Origin of the sequence: Nonomuraea sp. NPDC059023 (genome assembly GCF_042740095.1) — a bacterium.
In the GTDB taxonomy this organism is placed as follows: domain Bacteria; phylum Actinomycetota; class Actinomycetes; order Streptosporangiales; family Streptosporangiaceae; genus Nonomuraea.
This window is the reverse complement of the sequence record NZ_JBHYIO010000005.1, coordinates 347,805-366,338: the sequence shown is the minus strand read 5'-3', so window position 1 is coordinate 366,338 and position 18,534 is coordinate 347,805. Positions and strand designations below refer to the sequence as shown.

The window sequence follows — 18,534 nt, the reverse complement described above, 5'->3', positions numbered from 1 at the left end:
GTGTTGACACACTTATCGGTGTGCGCAAGCAGCCTGTCATCGCCGTCGTGGGGCCCACCGCGGCCGGAAAGTCCGATCTCGCCGTGGATCTGGCCCTCCGGCTGGGGGGCGAATGCATCAATGCCGACTCCATGCAGCTTTACCGAGGAATGAACATTGGAACGGCCAAACTCTCCCAAACCGAGCAAAGAGGTGTTCCTCACCATCTGCTCGATATCTGGGATGTGACCGTCACCGCCAGCGTGGCCGAGTACCAGAGGCTGGTCCGGCCCCTGCTGGACAAGCTGGAGGTGCCGATCCTCGTCGGCGGGAGCGGCCTGTACGTGCGCGCCGCCCTCGACGACCTCGACTTCCCCGGAACCGACCCGGCGGTCCGTGCCCGGCTGGAGGCGGAGCTGGCCCAGGTGGGGCCCGCCGTCCTGTACGAGCGGCTGCGGGCGAGCGACCCCAAGGCCGCAGAGGCGATCCTGCCCAGCAACGGCCGGCGGATCGTGCGCGCGCTGGAGGTCATCGAGTTCTCCGGGCGCCCCTTCTCGGCGACGATGCCCTCCTACGAGGCGCTGTACCCGAGTGTCCAGATCGGCCTCGACGTGCCGCGCCCCGAACTGGACGCCCGCATCGAGCTGCGGGTCGGGCGGATGTGGGAGGCGGGCCTGGTCGACGAGGTGCGGGTCCTGCTCGATGAGGGCCTGGCGGACGGCCGTACGGCAGGCCGCGCCCTGGGATACGCCCAGGTCATGAAATATCTGGCGGGGGAGTGGACCGAGGAGGAGGCGTTCGCCGAGACCGTCCGGGCCACCCGGCGCTTCGCCCGCCGCCAGGAGTCGTGGTTCCGCCGCGACCCCCGCGTGGTCTGGCTGCCCTACGACGCGCCCGATCTGCTGGGACTTGCGGTCGATAGGCTTGGGTCATGAAGTTTCTGAAGGGCCACGGTACTGAGAACGACTTCGTCATCATCCCCGACCCGGATGGCGAGATCGACCTGTCGGCCGCGCTCGTGGCCGAGATCTGCGACCGCCGCACCGGCCTCGGCGCCGACGGCGTGCTCCGCGTGGTCCGCAGCAAGACCAGCCCCGAGGTCTCCGAGCAGGCCGGGCAGACCGAGTGGTTCATGGACTACCGCAACGCCGACGGCAGCATGGCCGAGATGTGCGGCAACGGCGTCCGCGTCTTCGCCCGCTACCTCGTCGACGCCGGTCTCGCCGAGCCGGGCGAGTTCGGCATCGCCACCCGCGGCGGCGTCCGCAAGGTCCGCCTCGGGGCCGAGGGGGACGTGACGATAGACATGGGCAAGCCCACGGTGTACGGCGAGAGCGTCACCTCCGTCTCCGGCCAGGAATACACCGGCCTGCACGTCGACATGGGCAACCCGCACCTGGCCTGCGCCATCGGCGACCCCGTCGTCCAGCTCGACCTGACCCACCAGCCGGCCTTCGACCCCGGCGTCTTCCCCAGCGGCGTCAACATCGAGCTGTTCAACGCCGTGGGCCCGCGCCGCGCGGTCATGCGCGTCTTCGAGCGCGGCTCCGGCGAGACCCGCTCGTGCGGCACGGGGGCGGTTGCCACCGCCGTCGCCGCCGCCCACCTGAGCGGCGAGGTCACCGGCGAGTGGATCGTGGAGGTCGCCGGCGGCCGGCTCACGGTCACCCTCGACGAGGAGACCAGCTACCTCAGCGGACCGGCGGTGATCATCGCCTCCGGCGACCTGACCCTTGCAGAATAATGTTCTCCTGAGCGATGCTGGGCGCATGGCTGATCCACAGACCACCGCGATCGAGGTCAAAGCGCCCATCGGCGTCCTGGGCGGCAACTTCATGCTGTCGAGGGAGGCCAAGGCACTCTGCGAGGAGTACGGCCTCGGCCCACGCGAGCTCTACTTCCGCGGGCGCTGCGGCGTGCTCGGCGAGTGCGAGGCCGACGTGGTCACCTCCGTGGCCGCCTTCTTCCCGCCGGAGCACGTCGCGCAGAACTGGGACGCCGGCCGCAAGATGCCCGTCGAGCAGGCGGTCGAGCTCTACACCGGCGCCTGCCACGCGTGGGGGCGCCGCAAGCTCGGCGGCTTCGACGGCTGCGCCAGGATCGCCGAGCTGCTCGAACCGGTCGTCGAGAAGGCCTCGCCGGTCGGGGCTCCGTTGTTCGCCGGGTGGCGGGCCGTACCCCTGCCCGATGACGCGCCCGCGCGGGCGACGCAGCTCATGCACGTCGTGCGGGAGCTACGGGGCGGTCTGCATGCCAATGCGGTGATCGCGGAAGGGATGCATCCGCTGGACGCCATCCTCGCCGCCTCGCACGAGGGCACCCCGTTCGGACGCGCGACCGGCGAGTCGATCGCGCGGTTCTTCACCTGGCCGGAGCCCTATCCGCAGCTCCCCGCCGAGGTGATCGAGCGCCGGGCGAAGATCGAGGAGACGACCGATCGGCTCATGGCTCCGGTATTTTCTGTCCTGAACGCGGCTGAATCGGATGAGCTGATAGGCCTTCTCCGTTTGGGGCACGCCCATTGACCTGGCAGACTGACTCCCCATGGACGTGGACATCTGGGCCTGGGTCGGCGACACCCAGCAGCAGCTTTCCGAGGCGGGCAACGTTGGCCTCGCCATGGCGCTGGGAGACCTCCCCGCACAGGCCTACGAGGGCCGCTATCCCCAGCTCGACGTGATGGCCCCGGCCATCGCGCAGCAGGCGGAGCAGCTCGGGCTGCCCTGGCTCGAGTTCTACGCCCGCTATTGGCATCTCGTGGGCCGGGTCGGCGACCGGGCCCAGGGCGCGGTGGCGATCGGCGACGCCGAGGAGCTGCTCGCCTTCGCCCAGCGCGAAGAGGTGCGTGACTGCCCCGCGGCCCCGGCCGCCGTTGAGGCGCTCGCCCTGGCCTGGGCCAACGCCGACGGCCCCGGCTACGCCGAGCAGCGCCTGGAGAAGCTGGGCGCGGCCATCGAGGGCCTGTCCGCCGACCAGCCCGCCTACACCGGTCTGGTGACGCAGTACGTCGCGGCCCTGGTCGACGCCGGGCGCGCCGAGGAGGCCGTCACCTACGCCGAGTCCGCCGTCGAGCAGTTGCGCGCCGTCGACAAGCCGGCCAGCTGGGAGCTCGGCGCCGCGAGCGCCCACGCGCTGCTGACCGCGGGCCGCGCCGAGGCCGCGCTGACCGCGCTGCAGGCCGCCGCGGACTTCCCGGCCGACGACCCGCCCGCCAAGCCCCACCGCGACGGTGTACGCCGCGCACGCATCCTCGCCGAGCTCGGCCGTACCGCCGAGGCCGTGGACGCGCTGCCCGACCTCGACGTCGTGGGCAACCACCCGCGCGACTTCGTCGAGTGGGCGCAGGTCGTGCTCAAGCTGGCCGGTTCCTCGCAGATCACCAACACCTGGCAGCTCGGCCGCGTCCTGCGCCAGTGGATCGACTACTTCAGCATGATGGGCGGCTACCAGGCCCGCGTCGAGCTGGCCCTGGTCGCCGGCGACCTGGCCATCGCGCGCCAGGGCGTGTGGCAGGCGCGGCTGCTGGCCGACCTCGCCGAGCAGTTCTCCGGCGAACTGCGCGAGCCGGAGAGCGTCACCGGGCGCATCGCCGGCCTGCGCGCCGCCGCCGACGCCACCGCCGAGCCGGAGGCTCCCGGCTCCGAGGACGAGCGGGTCGCCTACTTCGACGCCGCCGACGGCTTCAACGCCGACCCCGAGAAGTGGGTCGGCTGGCTGGCCCCGATCTCCGGCTCCGACCTGGAGGCCACCCGCCGTCACACCACCACGCTCGGCTTCCTCGGCTACCCGGCCACCGGCGCCGACATCTACTGGAAGATGCTCGTCGACTCCGGCGACATCGCCACGGCCGACCCCGACGACGTCGCGTACCTGACCACGCTGCTCATCGAGGCTCGTCAGGACGAGCGGCTCGAGCAGATGGCCGCGATGCTGCCGCACGCCGCCCAGCACCTCACCCTCGCCCGCCTGCACAGCGCCCGCGAGCGCTGGGCCGAGACCGCCGCCGAGGGTGAGCACGCCATCGCCGCCGGCGCCGGCACGGAGGCGCGCCGCCTGGTCTCGGGCGCCGCGCAGCAGCTCGACGACAACGCCCGCGGTGCCCAGGTGCTGCTGGAGGTCCTCGACGAGCTCAACGACGAGGACGTCTGGCGCATGGTCGTGATGGCCACCGCCGCCGAGGACTGGGACACCGTCCGCAAGGGCGCGGCCAAGATCGGGATGCCGATCCAGTCCACCGAGGGCCCGATCGAGGAGGAGATGGGCCTGATCCGGGTCATCCTCCCGGCGCCCGACGGCGGTCAGCGGCAGGTGCTGTCGATCCGTACCGGCCCGGCCACGGCGCGCCTGGCGCTGCCGCAGCCGCGTGGCATGGAGTACAACGCCGGCGACCTGGTCGTCTTCGACCCGCAGCTGCTGGAGCCCATCCCCGACGACCCGAAGGAGCAGGAGAACTTCGTGCCGCCGTTCGCGGCCGTGAGCATCCTGCGTCCCGGCGGCTACGTCAGCTACTTCTTCGACGGCGCCGCGCCGTCCGAGAGCGACTGGGCCGAGTTCACCGAGGTCATGGCCGAGCGCGGCTGGCCGATGTGGGTCTACTCGGAGGAAAACTACACCGTCACCCACCCGAGCTCCGGCGAGACGCTGCCCGGTGTCTACGGCTGGGTCGCCGTCCCGCCGGACGTCGCCGCGACCGATGTCGACGCCCTGCTCGACGACGCCACCGAGCGCTGGTCGCACCCGCTGGCCTGGCTCGACCTGGCCCGCGAGATCGACGTCGAGGTCGAGCGGCACGAGCGCATCGTCAAGGAGTACGGTCTCTGATGATCGACAAGTTCAGGCTCGACGGGAAGGTGGCCATCGTCACCGGGGCTTCGTCGGGCCTGGGCGTGGCCTTCGCCCGCGGGCTGGCGCAGGCGGGGGCCGACATCGTGATCGGCGCCCGGCGGGCCGACCGGCTCGACGGGACCCGGAAGCTGGTCGAGGAGGCCGGGCGGCGTTGCCTGGCCGTCGCGACCGACGTGACCGTGGTCGAGCAGTGCCAGGCGCTGGTCGAGGCGGCTGTGGCGGAGTTCGGGCAGGTCGATGTTCTGATCAACAATGCCGGGGTGGGCACGGCCGTACCGGCGCTGCGGGAGAGTCCCGAGGAGTTCCGGCGGGTGATCGACATCAACCTGCACGGGAGCTACTGGATGGCGCAGGCGTGCGCGCGCGTCATGCGGCCCGGGTCGTCGATCGTCAACATCGGCAGCATCCTCGGTGAGACCACGGCGGGGCTGCCGCAGGCGGCCTACAGCGCGTCGAAGGCCGGGGTCATCGGGCTGACCCGTGATCTGGCGCAGCAGTGGACGGGGCGGCGCGGGATCCGGGTCAACTGCCTGGAGCCCGGTTTCTTCGCCTCGGAGATGACGGATGAGTACAGCGCCGGGTACCTGGAGCGCATGCTGGAGCAGCGGGTGGTGATGGGCCGGGTGGGCGAGGCCGATGAACTCGTGGCGGCGGCGGTGTTTCTGGCGAGCGAAGCCTCGTCGTACATCACGGGCGTGACGCTGCCGGTTGACGGTGGGATTCTGCTGACCTGATAGGTTGCTCGCTGATCTTCACGTTTCGGAGGGATTTATGGGCGACATCGACCGTCTTGCGGCAGTTATCAGGGACGACCGGCCTTGGGGTGGGTTTGAGCGCTTCACCCTGAATGAGATGTCGACCGTGAAGATCATCGACGTGGCGCCCGGTCAGCGGCTCAGCCTTCAGCGGCACACCTCGCGCGACGAGCTGTGGGTGGCGCTGGACCCGGGCTGCGTGTTCGAGATCGACGGCGAGCGCACGGAGCCCGGCGTTGGTGACCGGGTTCTGATCCGCGCCGGCCAGACCCACCGCCTCAGCAGCTCCGGCCCCGCCACCCGCATCCTCGAGATCGCCTTCGGCCACTTCGACGAGGACGACATCGAGCGCCTCGAGGATGCGTACGGGCGTTCTTAGTTTTTCCTTTCTGTTACGGCAAGCCGGGCTGACGCCACCCGCCGTCGCTCGTTGACGCCGATCGGGGGGATCGCTTCTCACGTCGGACGTGGTCCCCACCGTAACGGCCCTCCTTAACCGGCTCCCGGGCTCGCTGTCCGTCCGTTGCCTTCTTCGAGCCGAGTGCCCTCCGCCTCGTTCGCCCCTGGCTCCTGTTTCTTGCCCCCGGCTTCTGTCCCTTGTTGCCCCTTCGGCTTCTGGGTCTGGTTGTCCTTCGGGTTTGTTGTGTTCTGGGCGGTGGATGTCCTGGGTTTTCGGGGTGTTTGGCTTGATGTCATGTTTGGGTTGGTGGCTGTGGGGCTCTTGTTTGGGGGTCGGGTGGGCTCTATGTTCGTTGCGTAGTCCGGTACGTGTTGCGTATTAGGGAACAACCGGAGGGCGCATGGTGTCCCGGCCGCGGTTAGTGATCATTGGAGCCGGCATTGTGGGCTGTGCCCTGGCCGATGAGCTCACCGGGCGGGGGTGGACCGACGTCACCGTGGTCGAGCAGGGGCCCCTGTTCGCCGCGGGCGGGTCGAGTTCTCATGCGCCCGGGCTGGTGTTCCAGACCAATCCGTCCAAGACGATGACGGAGTTCGCCACCTACACGGTCAACAAGTACAGCGGGCTCTCGCTCGACGGGCAGTGGTGCTTCAAGCAGGTCGGCGGGCTGGAAGTGGCCACCACGCCTGAGCGGCTCACCGACCTGCGGCGGCGTCAGGGGTGGGCCGAGGCGTGGGGTGTGCACGGTGAGGTGATCAGTCCCGAGCGGTGCCTTGAACTCTGGTCTCCGCTCGATCCCGCTCGGGTGCTGGGCGGGTATTTCGTGCCTACTGATGGGCTGGCCAACTCACTGCGGTGCGGCGAGGCGCAGGCGCGGCGGGCGATCGAGCGGGGGGCGCGGTTCCTGCCGCACCACACCGTGGTCGGGATCGAACAGCAGGGCGGGCGTGTCACCGGGGTGGCGGTCGAGGCCGGTGCTGAGGGGCTCGAGTATCGGGTCATACCCGCTGATGTCGTGGTCAGCGCGGCGGGGTTCTGGGGGCCGGGCATCGGGGCGATGGCGGGCGTCAGTGTGCCGTTGCTGCCGCTGGCTCATCAGTACGCGCGGTCGGAGCCGCTGGCCGTACTGGAAGGAAATCCTGAAGCGGTACGGCCCATCCTGCGGCACCAGGACAGAGACCTGTATTTCCGGGAACACGGGGATCAGATCGGCGTCGGGTCCTATGCGCACCGGCCGATGCCGGTCCGGCAGGAGGAGATCGGGCCCAACGGCACCACGATGCCGTCGGTACAGGCGTTCACCGAAGAGGACTTCGAACCTGCCTGGCGGGACGCCGTCGAACTGCTGCCCGCGCTCAAGGAGTCGGCCTACACCGACGGGATCAACGGGATCTTCTCCTTCACACCGGACGGGTTCCCGCTGATCGGGGAGGCGCCGCAGCTCGACGGGTTCTGGGTGGCCGAGGCGGTGTGGGTGACGCATTCGGCGGGGGTGGCCAAGGCGCTGGCGGAGGTGCTGGTCGACGGGCGTTCCAGCTTCGACCTGCATGAATGCGAGCTGAACCGGTTCGAGCCCGTCCACCTCGCGCCCGCCTTCATCGAGGAACGCGGCAAGCGGAACTTCGTCGAGGTCTACGACATCATCCATCCGCTCCAGCCGATGGAATCGCCCCGTCCTCTGCGGACCAGCCCTTTCTATCCGCGTCAGCGGGAGCTCGGGGCGTTCTTCCTGGAGGGGGCGGGGTGGGAGCGTCCGCAGTGGTTCACGGCCAATGCCCCGCTTTCCGATGGTGATCCCGGGCGGCGGGATGACTGGGCGGCGCGGCACTGGTCGCCGATCGCCGCTGCCGAGTCCCACCACACCCGTGAACAGGTCGCCCTCTACGACATGACGCCGCTCAAGCGGATCGAGGTGGCGGGGGCCGGGGCGGCGGCGTTCTTGCAGCGGATGACGACGAACAATGTGGACAAGAAGCCCGGTTCCGTGACGTACACGCTGCTGCTCGACGCCGGTGGCGGGGTGCGGTCCGATCTCACGGTCGCGCGGCTGGCCGAGGAGCGGTTCCAGGTCGGCGCCAACGGGAACCTCGACCTCGACTGGCTGCGGCGGCACGCGCCGGGCGATGTGCAGGTTCGGGACATCACGCCCGGGACATGCTGTGTGGGGGTGTGGGGGCCACGGGCCCGCGAACTGGTGCAGCCGCTCACGGACCTGGACATGTCTCATGAGGGGTTCCGGTATTTCACCTGTAAGCAGGGCTATATCGGGCATGTGCCGGTGACCGCCATGCGTGTGTCGTATGTGGGGGAGCTGGGCTGGGAGCTCTACACCACGTCCGACCTGGGCCTCAAGCTCTGGGACACGCTCTGGGCGACGGGGCTGCCGATCGCGGGTGGGCGGGCGGCGTTCAACAGCCTGCGGCTGGAGAAGGGGTACCGGTTGTGGGGCGTGGACATGACGCCTGAGCACAACCCGTACGAGGCGGGGCTGGCCTTCGCCGTCCGGGAGGACAAGGACTTCCTCGGCCGGGACGCGCTGTCCAAGGAGATCACGCGCAAGCTCGTGCCGCTGCTGACGGCCGAGGTCGTGATGGGCAAGGAGCCGGTACGGCACGGCGGCGCCACGGTCGGCTACACCACCAGCGCCGCCTACGGCCACACCATCGGCCGCCCGATCGCCTACGCCTGGTTGCCGATCGACCTCACCACTCCGGGGACAGAGGTGGAGGTCGCCTACTTCGGCCGCCCCGTCCCGGCCGAGGTCGCCGCCGAGCCCCTGTTCGACGCCAAGATGGAGAAGATCCGACGATGACCCGATCGACGGAACCCCCACCAACCCCACCCCAGCCCGCGACACCGGACCAGAACCCCCGATACCCCGGTCGGTCAGACCCGCGGCTGTCAGACCCAGGTGGGTCAGACTCCGGTGGGTCAGACTCCGGTGGGTCGGACTCGGGGTGGTCGGACACGGGTGGGTCGTGCCCGGGGCTGTCGGTCCGGGCAATGACAGGTCGGAGGTCGACGGGCTCGGGTGGGTCAGGCCGGAGGCTGCCAGGCCCCGGGTTGGTCGGACACGGGGTGGTCGGACCCGGGTGGGTCGTGCCCGGGGCTGTCGGTCCGGGGTATGACAGACCGGAGGCTGACGGGCTCGGGTGGGTCGGGGCGGAGGCTTTCGGGTCCCGGTTGGCCGGAGCAGGGGTTGGCGGGTCTTGGGTTGTTGTGGGGTGGGGAAGGGTGGAGGCGGGCGGCGTGAGGCATCCTGAGTTTCTGTGGCGGAATCCTGAGCCGAAGCCCGCCTACGACGTGGTCATCGTCGGCGCCGGTGGGCATGGGCTGGCCACCGCCTACTACCTGGCCAAGAACCATGGGATCACCAACGTGGCCGTCCTGGAGAAGGGCTGGCTGGCCGGCGGCAACATGGCCAGGAACACCACGATCATCCGTTCCAACTACCTGTGGGACGAGAGCGCCGCCATCTACGAGCACTCGCTCAAGCTCTGGGAGGGGCTCAGCGACGACCTCGGCTACGACCTGCAGTTCAGCCAGCGGGGTGTGCTCAACCTCGCCCACAACCTGGCCGACGTCCGCGAGGGCAGGCGCAGGGTCAACGCCAACCGCCTCAACGGCGTCGACGCCGAGTGGCTGGAGGCGGACGAGGTCAAGAAGTTCTGCCCGGTCGTCAACGTCTCGGACTCCGCCCGCTACCCGGTCCTCGGCGCCACGCTGCAGCGGCGGGGCGGCATCGCCAAGCACGATCACGTCGCCTGGGCCCTGGCCCGCAAAGCGGACGCCTACGGCATAGACCTCATCCAGAACATCGAAGTCACAGGCTTCGAAATGGTGAAAAATCGGGTCTTGGCCGTCCAGACGACCAGAGGACGGATCGCGGCCGGGAAGGTCGCGCTCGCGGCCGCCGGGCACACCTCCGTGCTCGCCGCCAAAGCCGGGTTCCCGCTGCCGCTGCAGTCCCACCCCCTCCAGGCCCTCGTCTCCGAACTGCTGGAGCCGGTCCTCGACTGCGTCGTGATGTCCAACGCCGTCCATGTCTACGTCAGCCAGGCCCACAAGGGCGAACTGGTCATGGGCGCCGGAATCGACTCCTACAACTCCTACGGCCAGCGCGGCGCCTTCCACGTCATCGAAGCCCAGATGGCCGCGGCCCTGGAGCTGTTCCCGATCTTCAGCCGGGTCCGGGTGCTGCGCACCTGGGGCGGCGTCGTGGACGTCTCGCCCGACGCCTCCCCGATCATCGGCAGGACGCCGGTAGACGGCCTGTTCGTCAACGCGGGCTGGGGCACCGGCGGCTTCAAGGCCACCCCCGGCTCCGGCTGGGTCTACGCCCACACGATCGCCCATGACGAGCCGCATCCGCTGGCCGTACCCTTCGCGCTGGAGCGGTTCACCACCGGCGCCCTCATCGACGAGCACGGAGCCGCGGCGGTGGCGCACTGATGATGCTGATCGACTGCCCGCACTGCGGGCCACGCGACGAGAACGAGTTCACCTACGGCGGCCAGGCCGGGATCGCCTACACCCCGGACGCGGACGACGAGGCGTGGGCCGGATACCTGTTCATGCGCGACAACCCCAAGGGCTGGTTCCACGAGCGCTGGTTCCACGCGCACGGCTGCCGGACCTGGTTCACCGTGCACCGCCACACCGTCACCCATGAGATGAGGCCGCACCCGTGAGGTTCACCTTCGACGAGCGGACCTACGAGGGGCGGCCGGGCGACACGCTCGCCGCCGCGCTGCTGCGCAACGGCGTGCGCGTGGTCGGGCGCAGCGTCGACCTGGGCCGCCCGCGCGGCGTCTTCTCCGCGGGCCCCGAGGAGCCGAACGCGCTGGTCCGCGTGGGCGCCGACCCCATGCTCGCGGCCACGACGGTCGAGCTGTACGAGGGCCTGGCCGCGTGGAGCCTGCGCGGCAAGGGCCGCGTCGACCTGTCCGAGCCGGACGGGCGCCGCTGCGACAAGGGCTACCTGCACTGCGACGTGCTCGTGGTCGGCGGCGGCCCGGCGGGGCTGGCCGCGGCGCTGGCGGCCGGCGAGTCGGGCGCGCGCGTCATCCTGGTGGACGACCAGCCGGCGTTGGGCGGCGACCTGCTCGCCGGCCGGGCCACGCTGGACGGCTTGCCCGCCCTCGACTGGGTGGCCGAGGTCGCGCACCAGCTCGCGGTGCTGCCCGAGGTGCGGGTGCTGACCAGGACCACCGCGATCGGCTACTACGACGACAACTACCTGACCGCGGTGGAGAAACGCGGCTCGGGCGAGCGCCTGTGGCATCTGCGGGCGCGCCGCGTGGTGCTGGCGACGGGCGCGCAGGAGCGCTCCCTGGCCTTCCCTGACAACGACCGTCCCGGCGTGATGCTCGCCTCCGCGGCGCGTACCTATGCCAACAGGTACGGCGTGCGGCCCGGCACCAGAGCGGTGGTCTTCACCTGCGCCGACTCCGGGCACGAGGCCGCTCGCGACCTGGCGGCGGCGGGGGTGGAGGTGCTCGCGGTCCTCGACGCCCGCGACGGCGCGGAGATCACCGGCACCACCGCCGACGCGGAAGGGGTGCTCACCGGCGTCCGTACGCGCGGCGGCGGGTGGTTCGCGGCCGATCTGCTGGCCGTGGCGGGCGGGTGGAACCCGGTGGTGCACCTGTTCAGCCAGTCGCAGGGCAGGTTGCGCTTCGACGAGGAGTTGCAGGCGTTCGTGCCGCACCTGTCGGCGCAGGCCGAGCGTTCGGCCGGGGCGTGCAGAGGCCTGTACGGCACCGCCGAGGCGATCGCGGACGGCTTCGCCGCCGGTTCCCAGGCGGCGGGGCTGACCGGGTTCGCCGAGCGGGACAGCCACCATGTCCCGAGCAGTGACGAGCCGCCCCGGAGGCCGCCCGCCGCGCTCTGGGTGATGGGCGACGATCCCGCGACGTCCTTCGCCGACCTCCACCGCGACGTCACCGTGGCCGACCTCCAGCGCGCCTCCGGCACCGGCATGCGTTCGGTGGAGCACGTCAAGCGCTACACCACCGCGGGCACCGGGGCCGACCAGGGCAAGACGGCGGGCGCGGTGGTCGTGGGCGTCATGTCCGCGCTGCTCGGGACGGCGCCGGGCCAGATGGGGACGACGACGTTCCGCCCGCCGTACACGCCGGTGTCCTTCGCGACGCTGGCGGGGCGCGACCGCGGCGCGCTGTCGGACCCCGTGCGGACCACCGCCATGCACGAGTCGCACCTCGCCAGGGGCGCGGTCTTCGAGGACGTCGGCCAGTGGAAGCGCCCGCGCTACTTCCCCCTCGGCGAGGAGGACATGGACGAGGCGGTGCGGCGCGAGTGCCGCGCGGCGCGGACAAGCGTGGCCGCCATGGACGCCTCCACGCTCGGCAAGATCGACATCAAGGGCGAGGACGCCGGTGAGTTCCTGGACCGGATATACACCAACATGTACTCGACGCTGGCCGTGGGCGCCTGCCGCTACGGGCTGATGTGCAAGGCCGACGGCATGGTCTTCGACGACGGCACCACGGCCAGGCTCGGGCCCGATCACTTCCTCATGACGACCACGACGGGCAACGCCGCCGCCGTGCTCGACTGGCTGGAGGAGTGGCATCAGACCGAGTGGCCCGAGCTGGACGTGCGGTTCACCTCGGTGACCGACCACTGGGCGACCGTGGCGGTGGCGGGGCCCAAGGCGCGCGAGGTCGTGGCGGCGCTCGCGCCCGAGGCGGCGGAGCTGGCGTTCATGCGGTGCGTGGAGACGCCGGTCGCCGGGGTGGACGGGCGCGTGTTCAGGATCAGCTTCTCGGGAGAGCTGGCCTACGAGGTCAACGTGCCCTGGTGGTACGGCGCCGCGTTGTGGGAGAGCGTGCTGGCCCTGGGGGCGGTGCCGTACGGGACGGAGGCCATGCACGTGCTGCGCGCCGAGAAGGGCTTCGCGATCGTCGGGCAGGAGACCGACGGGACCGTCACCCCGCAGGACCTCGGCATGGCGTGGATCGTCTCGCGCCGCAAGCCGGACTACGTCGGCAAGCGCTCGCACGCGCGCCCCGACACCGCACGCGAGGGCCGCAAGCGCCTGGTCGGGCTGCGGCCGGAGGCGTTCGTGGAGGAAGGGGCGCAGCTCGTCGCGCCGGGCGGTCGCGAGATGCTGGGCCACGTGACCTCCAGCTACACCGGCGCCGTGCTGGCGATGGCGCGCGACGTCGCGCCCGGCGACCGGCTGGAGGCGGTGTCGGGCGGGCGTACGGTGCCGGTCACGGTGGTCGAGCCGGTCTTCTACGACCCGGACAACACCCGCCGCGACGGCGACCCGGTCGAGAGCGTCGGCGTCGAGAGCATCGGCGTCGAGAGCGTCGGCGTCGAGAGTGTCGGCACGGTGGGGGAGTGGCGGCCGGAGAGCCCGGCCGCGCGGTTCGCCCACCGCTTCCTGGCCGCGAGCTCCGAGCGGGTACGGCTGCGCGAGCTGCCGTTCGTGCGCATGTGGGAGGTCCGGGGCCAGGACCCGGGGCAAGGACTGCGCCTGGGCCCCGCCTGGTGGCTGGTGACCGGGGAGAGCGGCCAGGAGGGCTGGACGGACGTCTCCGGCCAGCGCACCGTGCTGGAGCTGTCCGGCCCGGACGCCGTCGAGGTGCTGGTCACCGGCTGCCCGATCGACCTGCACCCCGCGGTCTTCCCCGGATACGCGCAGACGCTGCTCGGAAAGGCCGGGGTGATCCTGGAACGGACCGCCCCGGCCGTCTTCCGCGTCTACGTGCGCTCGTCCTTCACCGGCTACCTGGCCGAATGGCTGCTGGACGCGCTCAGCCACCCTGGCTCTGGGAGCAGTCCTCCTTCGAGGTGACCGGCGCGTCCGGCGCGGTGTCGGAGACCGAGACCTTCAGCTGCGCGGTGGAGGCCAGCAGGCTGCCGACCGGCGCGCCCGCCGCCTTCTCGTCCACGACCACGCTGCGCTCGCCGAGCAGCGCGTAGCTCTCCCCGTCGATGATCAGCTCGGAGCGCTGGCCCCGCCAGACGCCGCCGACGCCGAGCCCCTTACGGCCCGCCGCGTCCTCGGCCCCCTCGGTGACCGTGATGCCGGGCAGCGTGCCCAGCGCCTTGAACAGCGCGGCCCGCTGCGCCGGCGGCATGTACGCCTCGCGCAGCAGTTCGCTGGCGCCGTCCCAGACCGCGAACTCGGGCCCGACCTGCTTGTCGCCGTCGCTGGGGAAGGTCTTGTGCAGCCACGCCTTCATCGCCTCGGCGTCGGTGGGCAACTGCTTGAGCGTCGCGTAGTCCTTGCTCCACGGGCCCCTCGTGCCGCAGGACGTCAGCGGCATGACCGAGACGCCCTTCTCCTCGTAGGCCTGCTTCGGGATCTTCCAGCCGGGGTAGGCGACCGGGTCGATGCTCTCGATCTGGAGCACGCCGTCACGCCCCTGGGCGTCCTGCTTCCCGTCGGCCCTGAGCCAGATCTTCCGCTTCGTCCGGTACAGCCAGCGCTCCTCCGTGTTCTCGCCGATCGCATACGAGGCGAACATGGTCTGCGACTCGGTGACGACATACTGGTCGTCGCGTGGCTCCAGCTCCTCGACAGCGGCCCCCGCCGCACGGTCGAACACCTGCTCCGCCGACATGAGCGCGATCTTCGGCAGCGCGACGGGCGCGCTCTGCCGCGGGCTCACGCGAGGGGTCTCGGCGGGCAGGAACACGGCCGCGCCCACGCCGACCGCGAGCGCGAGCGCTCCCGCCACGGCGAAGGTGTACGGCTTGCGCCACGCGAGGCGCTTCCTGCCCGCCGCGACCAGCTGATCCCTGGCCATGGCCTTGGTGCCGGGATCGTAGGGGGGGACGTCGGGACGTGCCTGGTTGACCTGGTCGAACTCGTTCATGATGTGCCTTCCAGGGCGCTGCGGATCTTGGCTCGGGTGCGTGACAGGCGCGAGCGCACGGTGCCCACCGGGATGCCCAGTGCCTCCGACGCCTGCTCGTAGGACAGCTCGGCCCAGGTGACGAGGAACAGCAGTTCCCGCTCGGCCGCGCCGAGCTTGGCCAGGGCGGCGGCCAGGCTGGGGCCGAGCCGTTCGGCGTCCATCCGGTCGACGCTGCGCTGCTCGAACGCCTCACCGTCCGGCTCGGCCGTGCGGGCGAGCGCCCTGAGCTTCCTGGTCTCGGTACGGCGGTGCTTGGAGATGAGGTTGGCGGCGATGCCGTACAGCCAGGGGCGGGCGTCGGGGCGCGTGAGGTCGTAGCGCCGGCGCTTGCGGAAGGCGACCAGGAAGGTCTCGGCGGTCACGTCGTCGGCCAGGCTCACCTGGTCGGCGCCGAGCCGCCGGGCGGCGTAGCGGTGGATCTCGTCCGCGTGCAGGTCGAAGATGCGGGCGAAACGATCGGGCTCGGCCAGCGACTCCGCGATGACGGCGGCGTCGGCGTCGGCCGTCGGACGGCCGGACAGCGCGGCGCTCACCACAGCGTGAGTCTTTCCATGGGGGCTTTCCTTCCGTAGGGCGCGTTCGCGCCCTTCACCCCGTTCTCACCCGCACCGGCTGTTCGGTTCCCAAGATCTTTTGAAAGGCTGAATCAGGATATTAAGGAATTTGCCCTGTTTAGACTCTAGGGGGAGTCGCTTGACCATTTCTTGGCATGGAGGTTGCGGTGCGCGTACGTCGTCTCGCGGGCGGGCTGGCCGTCGTCGCGGCGCTGGCCGCCGGGTGCGGAGGGTTGCAGGCCGGGGTGGAGCAGGGGACCGACAAGTCCACGACTCCGGTCAAGGCAGGCGAGGCACGCAAGAAGCTGGACAAGCTCTCGGTCAAGGGGCGGGCGCCGCGTACCGGCTTCGAGCGCGAGAAGTTCGGCCCCGCGTGGGCCGATGTCGACCGCAACGGCTGCGACACGCGCAACGACATCCTCAAGCGAGACATGCGCGAGGAGAAGTTCAAGGCGGGCACCCACGACTGCATCGTGCTCACGGGCGTGCTCGACGACCCCTACAGCGGCAAGACGATCAAGTTCAAGCGCGGCAACGACACCAGCATGGCCGTGCAGATCGACCACGTGATCCCGCTGTCCGACGCCTGGCAGAAGGGCGCCCAGCAGTGGGCGGACGGCAAGCGCAGGGAGTTCGCCAACGACCCGCTCAACCTCATGGCCGTCGACGGGCCGCTCAACAGCCAGAAGAGCGACTCCGACGCGGCCACCTGGCTGCCGCCGCGCAAGGGCTACCGGTGCGCCTACATCGCGCGGCAGATCGACGTGAAGGTCAAGTACGCGCTCTGGGTGACGGCCGCGGAGAAAGAGGCCATGGAGCGCGTACTCGACGGGTGCTGAGGCTCAGTCGTCGTTGTCGGCCTTCTCGGTCCTGTTCTTGAGCACCTTGCCGTTGGCCGAGTCAAGCTCCAGCTCGTGCTCGGTGCCGCCCTTGATCAGCTCGACGTCCCAGGTGCCGTCGTCGTCGTGGTCGACCGAGCGCACCCAGGCGCCGGGGACCTGCTTCTTGGCGATGTCGATGGCCTGCTCGACCCCGACCTTCGGGGCGACGGGCGCGTTGACCGAGGCGTAGGCGACGCCGCCGCCCGCGAGCAGGACCACGGCGCCGGCGCCGGCGATGACGATCTTCTTGGTGATGTTCATGGGTCAAGAAAAGCGCGATCAACGGTAAAGCCGCGCTGTGGCAACCCTAAGGCTGGGTTAACCCGAGTATCAGCTCGACCGCGGCCCTCGACACCGTCATCGCGCCGCCCGACGACTCGGCCGTACGGCGGGCGATGTCCAGGCCCAGCCCGGTGGAGCCGCCCGCGCTCGAGCCGCGTTCCTGCAGTTCGGGTGGGAACCCGGGGCCCTCGTCGGCGACGGTCAGGGCGGCGCCCTTCTCGTGCTGCGCCAGCCGTACGGAGAAGGCGACCCCCTCGGGGGTGTGGGCGAAGACGTTGCCCAGCAGCGCGTCCACGCACGCCGCCAGTTCGGCCGCGCCCACCGCGACTTCCAGCGGCGCGCCGGGCAGCTCGACCGTGAGAGCGCGCTCCTGATCCTCGGCCAGCACCGCCCAGAACCGCACCCGATCGCCCACCACCGCCGTCGCGTCGCACGAGGCCTGCGGCGGCCGGACGCCCGTGCGGCCGCGGGCCTCGGTGATGACGGCGTTCACCGCGCGTTCCAGGGCGTCGGCGCGCTCGCCGATGCGGGCCGCCTCCTCCGGGTCGCGCAGCGACTCGGCGTCCAGGCGCAGACCGGTCAGCGGCGTGCGCAGGCGGTGCGACAGGTCCGCCACCGACTCGCGCTCACTGGCGAGCAGGTCGCCGATCCGGCCCGCCAGGTGGTTGAGCGCCAGGCCCACCGACTCCACCTCGGGCGGCCCGCCCGGCTCCGCCCGCGCCTCCAGGTCGCCTCCCGCCAGCCGGTGGGAGACCCGCGCCAGCTCGTCCACCGGCCGCGTCACCCGCACCGCCAGCCGGTCGGCCAGCACGATCCCCAGCACCACCAGCGCGAGACCGAGCAACAACAGCGCCAGCCACGCCTCCCGCACGCCCGCGAACAGCTCCGCGTCGCTCACGAACACCCGGATCACCACCGGGCCCTGCGCGGACCTGACCGAGACCAGGACCTCCCTGCCGCCCGCCGCCTCCGCGGTCACGCTGCGCCCCGCGCGCGCCAGCCGGACCGCGTCCGACTCCCGCGCCCGCGCGCCCACGACCCGCCCGTCCGGCAGGAACACCGACACGGGCGCGGGCACCCGCTCGACCGCCAGCTCCAGGTCCGGCGTGCCCACCGCCACGACCACCGACTCGGCCGCGCTGGTGGCCCGCGCCATGGCGCCGTTCTCGGCCACCGAGCGGATCAGCAGCGCCATCGGCACCAGCAGCGCGATCAGCACCACCGACGTCGTGGCCGCCACCAGCAGCCCCAGCCAGCGCCTCACGCGGGCCCGACCAGCTTGACGCCGACGCCCCGGACGGTGTGGAGGTAACGGGGTTCCGAGGCGGTCTCGCCGAGCTTTCTGCGCAGCCACGACAGGTGGACGTCGACGGTCTTGTCGGCGCCGCCGTACGGGAGCTGCCAGACCTCCGTGAGCAGCTCGCGCTTCGAGACCACCTCGCCCGCGCGGGCGGCCAGGTAGTGCAGCACGTCGAACTCCCGCGGCGTCAGGTCCAGCGGTGTCCCGTCGAGCGCCGCCACCCGCGAGCGCGGATCGACGCTCAGCCCGCCGACCTTCACCGACGCGTCAGGGCGATCTTCCGCGGTACGGCGCAGCACCGCCTTGACCCGGGCGTTGAGCTGGGCGGCGCTGAACGGCTTGACCACGTAGTCGTCGGCGCCCGCGTCGAGGACCGGGACCATCTCGGCGTCGCCGTCGCGCGCCGTGGCCACGATCACCGGCACCTGGCTGACCGAGCGCAGCATGCGCAGCAGTTCCAGGCCGTCGAGGTCGGGCAGGCCGAGGTCGAGCACGACCAGGTCGGGGCGGTCCTGCACGGCCAGGCGCAGGCCGTCGAGGGCGGTGGACGAGGAGGAGACGGCGTGACCCAGCTCGCGCAAACCCCTGGTCAGGGCGGTGCGGATGGTCACGTCGTCCTCGATGAGGAGGATGGAGGCCATATA

Annotated in this window: 16 protein-coding genes; 11 read left to right on the top strand and 5 right to left on the bottom strand. The window is 71.1% G+C overall.

Going from position 1 to position 18,534, the window contains the following annotated elements; all coding sequences use genetic code 11:
• Window positions 1-20 precede the first annotated feature (20 nt).
• The 10 genes from miaA (at window position 21) to ACFWYW_RS11775 (ending at window position 13,804) form a co-directional block, all read left to right on the top strand.
• The gene (miaA, locus tag ACFWYW_RS11820; RefSeq protein ID WP_379616502.1) at window positions 21-914 is read left to right on the top strand and encodes a tRNA (adenosine(37)-N6)-dimethylallyltransferase MiaA; all 894 of its coding nucleotides are present in this window, start codon (window positions 21-23) and stop codon (window positions 912-914) included.
• The gene (gene dapF, locus ACFWYW_RS11815; protein ID WP_379616504.1) at window positions 911-1,723 is read left to right on the top strand and encodes a diaminopimelate epimerase; all 813 of its coding nucleotides are present in this window, start codon (window positions 911-913) and stop codon (window positions 1,721-1,723) included. Before miaA ends, dapF begins: the two co-directional genes overlap by 4 nt.
• A 25-nt stretch (window positions 1,724-1,748) precedes the next feature.
• Window positions 1,749-2,504: a hypothetical protein gene (locus ACFWYW_RS11810; RefSeq protein WP_379616506.1), complete on the top strand. Its 756-nt coding sequence runs from the start codon at window positions 1,749-1,751 to the stop codon at window positions 2,502-2,504.
• 19 nt (window positions 2,505-2,523) lie between these two features.
• A complete protein-coding gene (locus tag ACFWYW_RS11805; protein ID WP_379616508.1) occupies window positions 2,524-4,800 on the top strand; it encodes a tetratricopeptide repeat protein in 2,277 nt (758 codons plus the stop codon).
• Window positions 4,800-5,558, top strand: a complete 759-nt coding sequence (locus tag ACFWYW_RS11800; protein WP_379616510.1) for an SDR family NAD(P)-dependent oxidoreductase — start codon at window positions 4,800-4,802, stop codon at window positions 5,556-5,558. Before ACFWYW_RS11805 ends, ACFWYW_RS11800 begins: the two co-directional genes overlap by 1 nt.
• 37 nt (window positions 5,559-5,595) lie before the next feature.
• Window positions 5,596-5,958, top strand: a complete 363-nt coding sequence (locus ACFWYW_RS11795; protein ID WP_379616512.1) for a phosphomannose isomerase type II C-terminal cupin domain — start codon at window positions 5,596-5,598, stop codon at window positions 5,956-5,958.
• Window positions 5,959-6,379: 421 nt separating this feature from the next.
• On the top strand, window positions 6,380-8,791 hold the full coding sequence (locus ACFWYW_RS11790; RefSeq protein WP_379616514.1) for an FAD-dependent oxidoreductase: 2,412 nt from the start codon (window positions 6,380-6,382) through the stop codon (window positions 8,789-8,791).
• A gap of 437 nt (window positions 8,792-9,228) precedes the next feature.
• A complete protein-coding gene (locus ACFWYW_RS11785; protein ID WP_379616516.1) occupies window positions 9,229-10,431 on the top strand; it encodes a sarcosine oxidase subunit beta family protein in 1,203 nt (400 codons plus the stop codon).
• Entirely contained in the window at window positions 10,431-10,670 is a 240-nt protein-coding gene (locus ACFWYW_RS11780) for a sarcosine oxidase subunit delta (protein WP_379616518.1), read from the top strand. Before ACFWYW_RS11785 ends, ACFWYW_RS11780 begins: the two co-directional genes overlap by 1 nt.
• Entirely contained in the window at window positions 10,667-13,804 is a 3,138-nt protein-coding gene (locus ACFWYW_RS11775) for a 2Fe-2S iron-sulfur cluster-binding protein (RefSeq protein ID WP_379616520.1), read from the top strand. The genes ACFWYW_RS11780 and ACFWYW_RS11775 overlap by 4 nt, the downstream gene beginning before the upstream one ends.
• Here the strand turns inward: ACFWYW_RS11775 and ACFWYW_RS11770 are convergent.
• Window positions 13,764-14,831: a CU044_5270 family protein gene (locus ACFWYW_RS11770; RefSeq protein WP_379616522.1), complete on the bottom strand. Its 1,068-nt coding sequence runs from the start codon at window positions 14,829-14,831 to the stop codon at window positions 13,764-13,766. The two genes, ACFWYW_RS11775 and ACFWYW_RS11770, sit on opposite strands and share 41 nt — an antisense overlap.
• Window positions 14,828-15,409: an RNA polymerase sigma factor gene (locus tag ACFWYW_RS11765; RefSeq protein ID WP_379616524.1), complete on the bottom strand. Its 582-nt coding sequence runs from the start codon at window positions 15,407-15,409 to the stop codon at window positions 14,828-14,830. The genes ACFWYW_RS11770 and ACFWYW_RS11765 overlap by 4 nt, the downstream gene beginning before the upstream one ends.
• Window positions 15,410-15,594: 185 nt before the next feature.
• Between ACFWYW_RS11765 and ACFWYW_RS11760 the strand changes: the two genes are divergently transcribed.
• Entirely contained in the window at window positions 15,595-16,266 is a 672-nt protein-coding gene (locus ACFWYW_RS11760; protein ID WP_379616526.1) for an HNH endonuclease family protein, read from the top strand.
• Window positions 16,267-16,269: 3 nt separating this feature from the next.
• Here ACFWYW_RS11760 and ACFWYW_RS11755 read toward each other — a convergent pair whose 3' ends face one another.
• The 3 genes from ACFWYW_RS11755 to ACFWYW_RS11745 are packed head-to-tail and all read right to left on the bottom strand — an operon-like array spanning window position 16,270 to window position 18,531.
• On the bottom strand, window positions 16,270-16,569 hold the full coding sequence (locus tag ACFWYW_RS11755) for a PepSY domain-containing protein (RefSeq protein WP_379616528.1): 300 nt from the start codon (window positions 16,567-16,569) through the stop codon (window positions 16,270-16,272).
• Between the two features lie 46 nt (window positions 16,570-16,615).
• Window positions 16,616-17,854 carry a sensor histidine kinase gene (locus tag ACFWYW_RS11750; protein ID WP_379616530.1) on the bottom strand — a complete coding sequence of 413 codons (1,239 nt, stop codon included), beginning with the start codon at window positions 17,852-17,854 and terminating at the stop codon, window positions 16,616-16,618.
• Window positions 17,851-18,531, bottom strand: coding sequence for a response regulator transcription factor (locus ACFWYW_RS11745; protein WP_379616532.1), 681 nt, complete (start codon window positions 18,529-18,531; stop codon window positions 17,851-17,853). The genes ACFWYW_RS11750 and ACFWYW_RS11745 overlap by 4 nt, the downstream gene beginning before the upstream one ends.
• Window positions 18,532-18,534 lie beyond the last annotated feature (3 nt).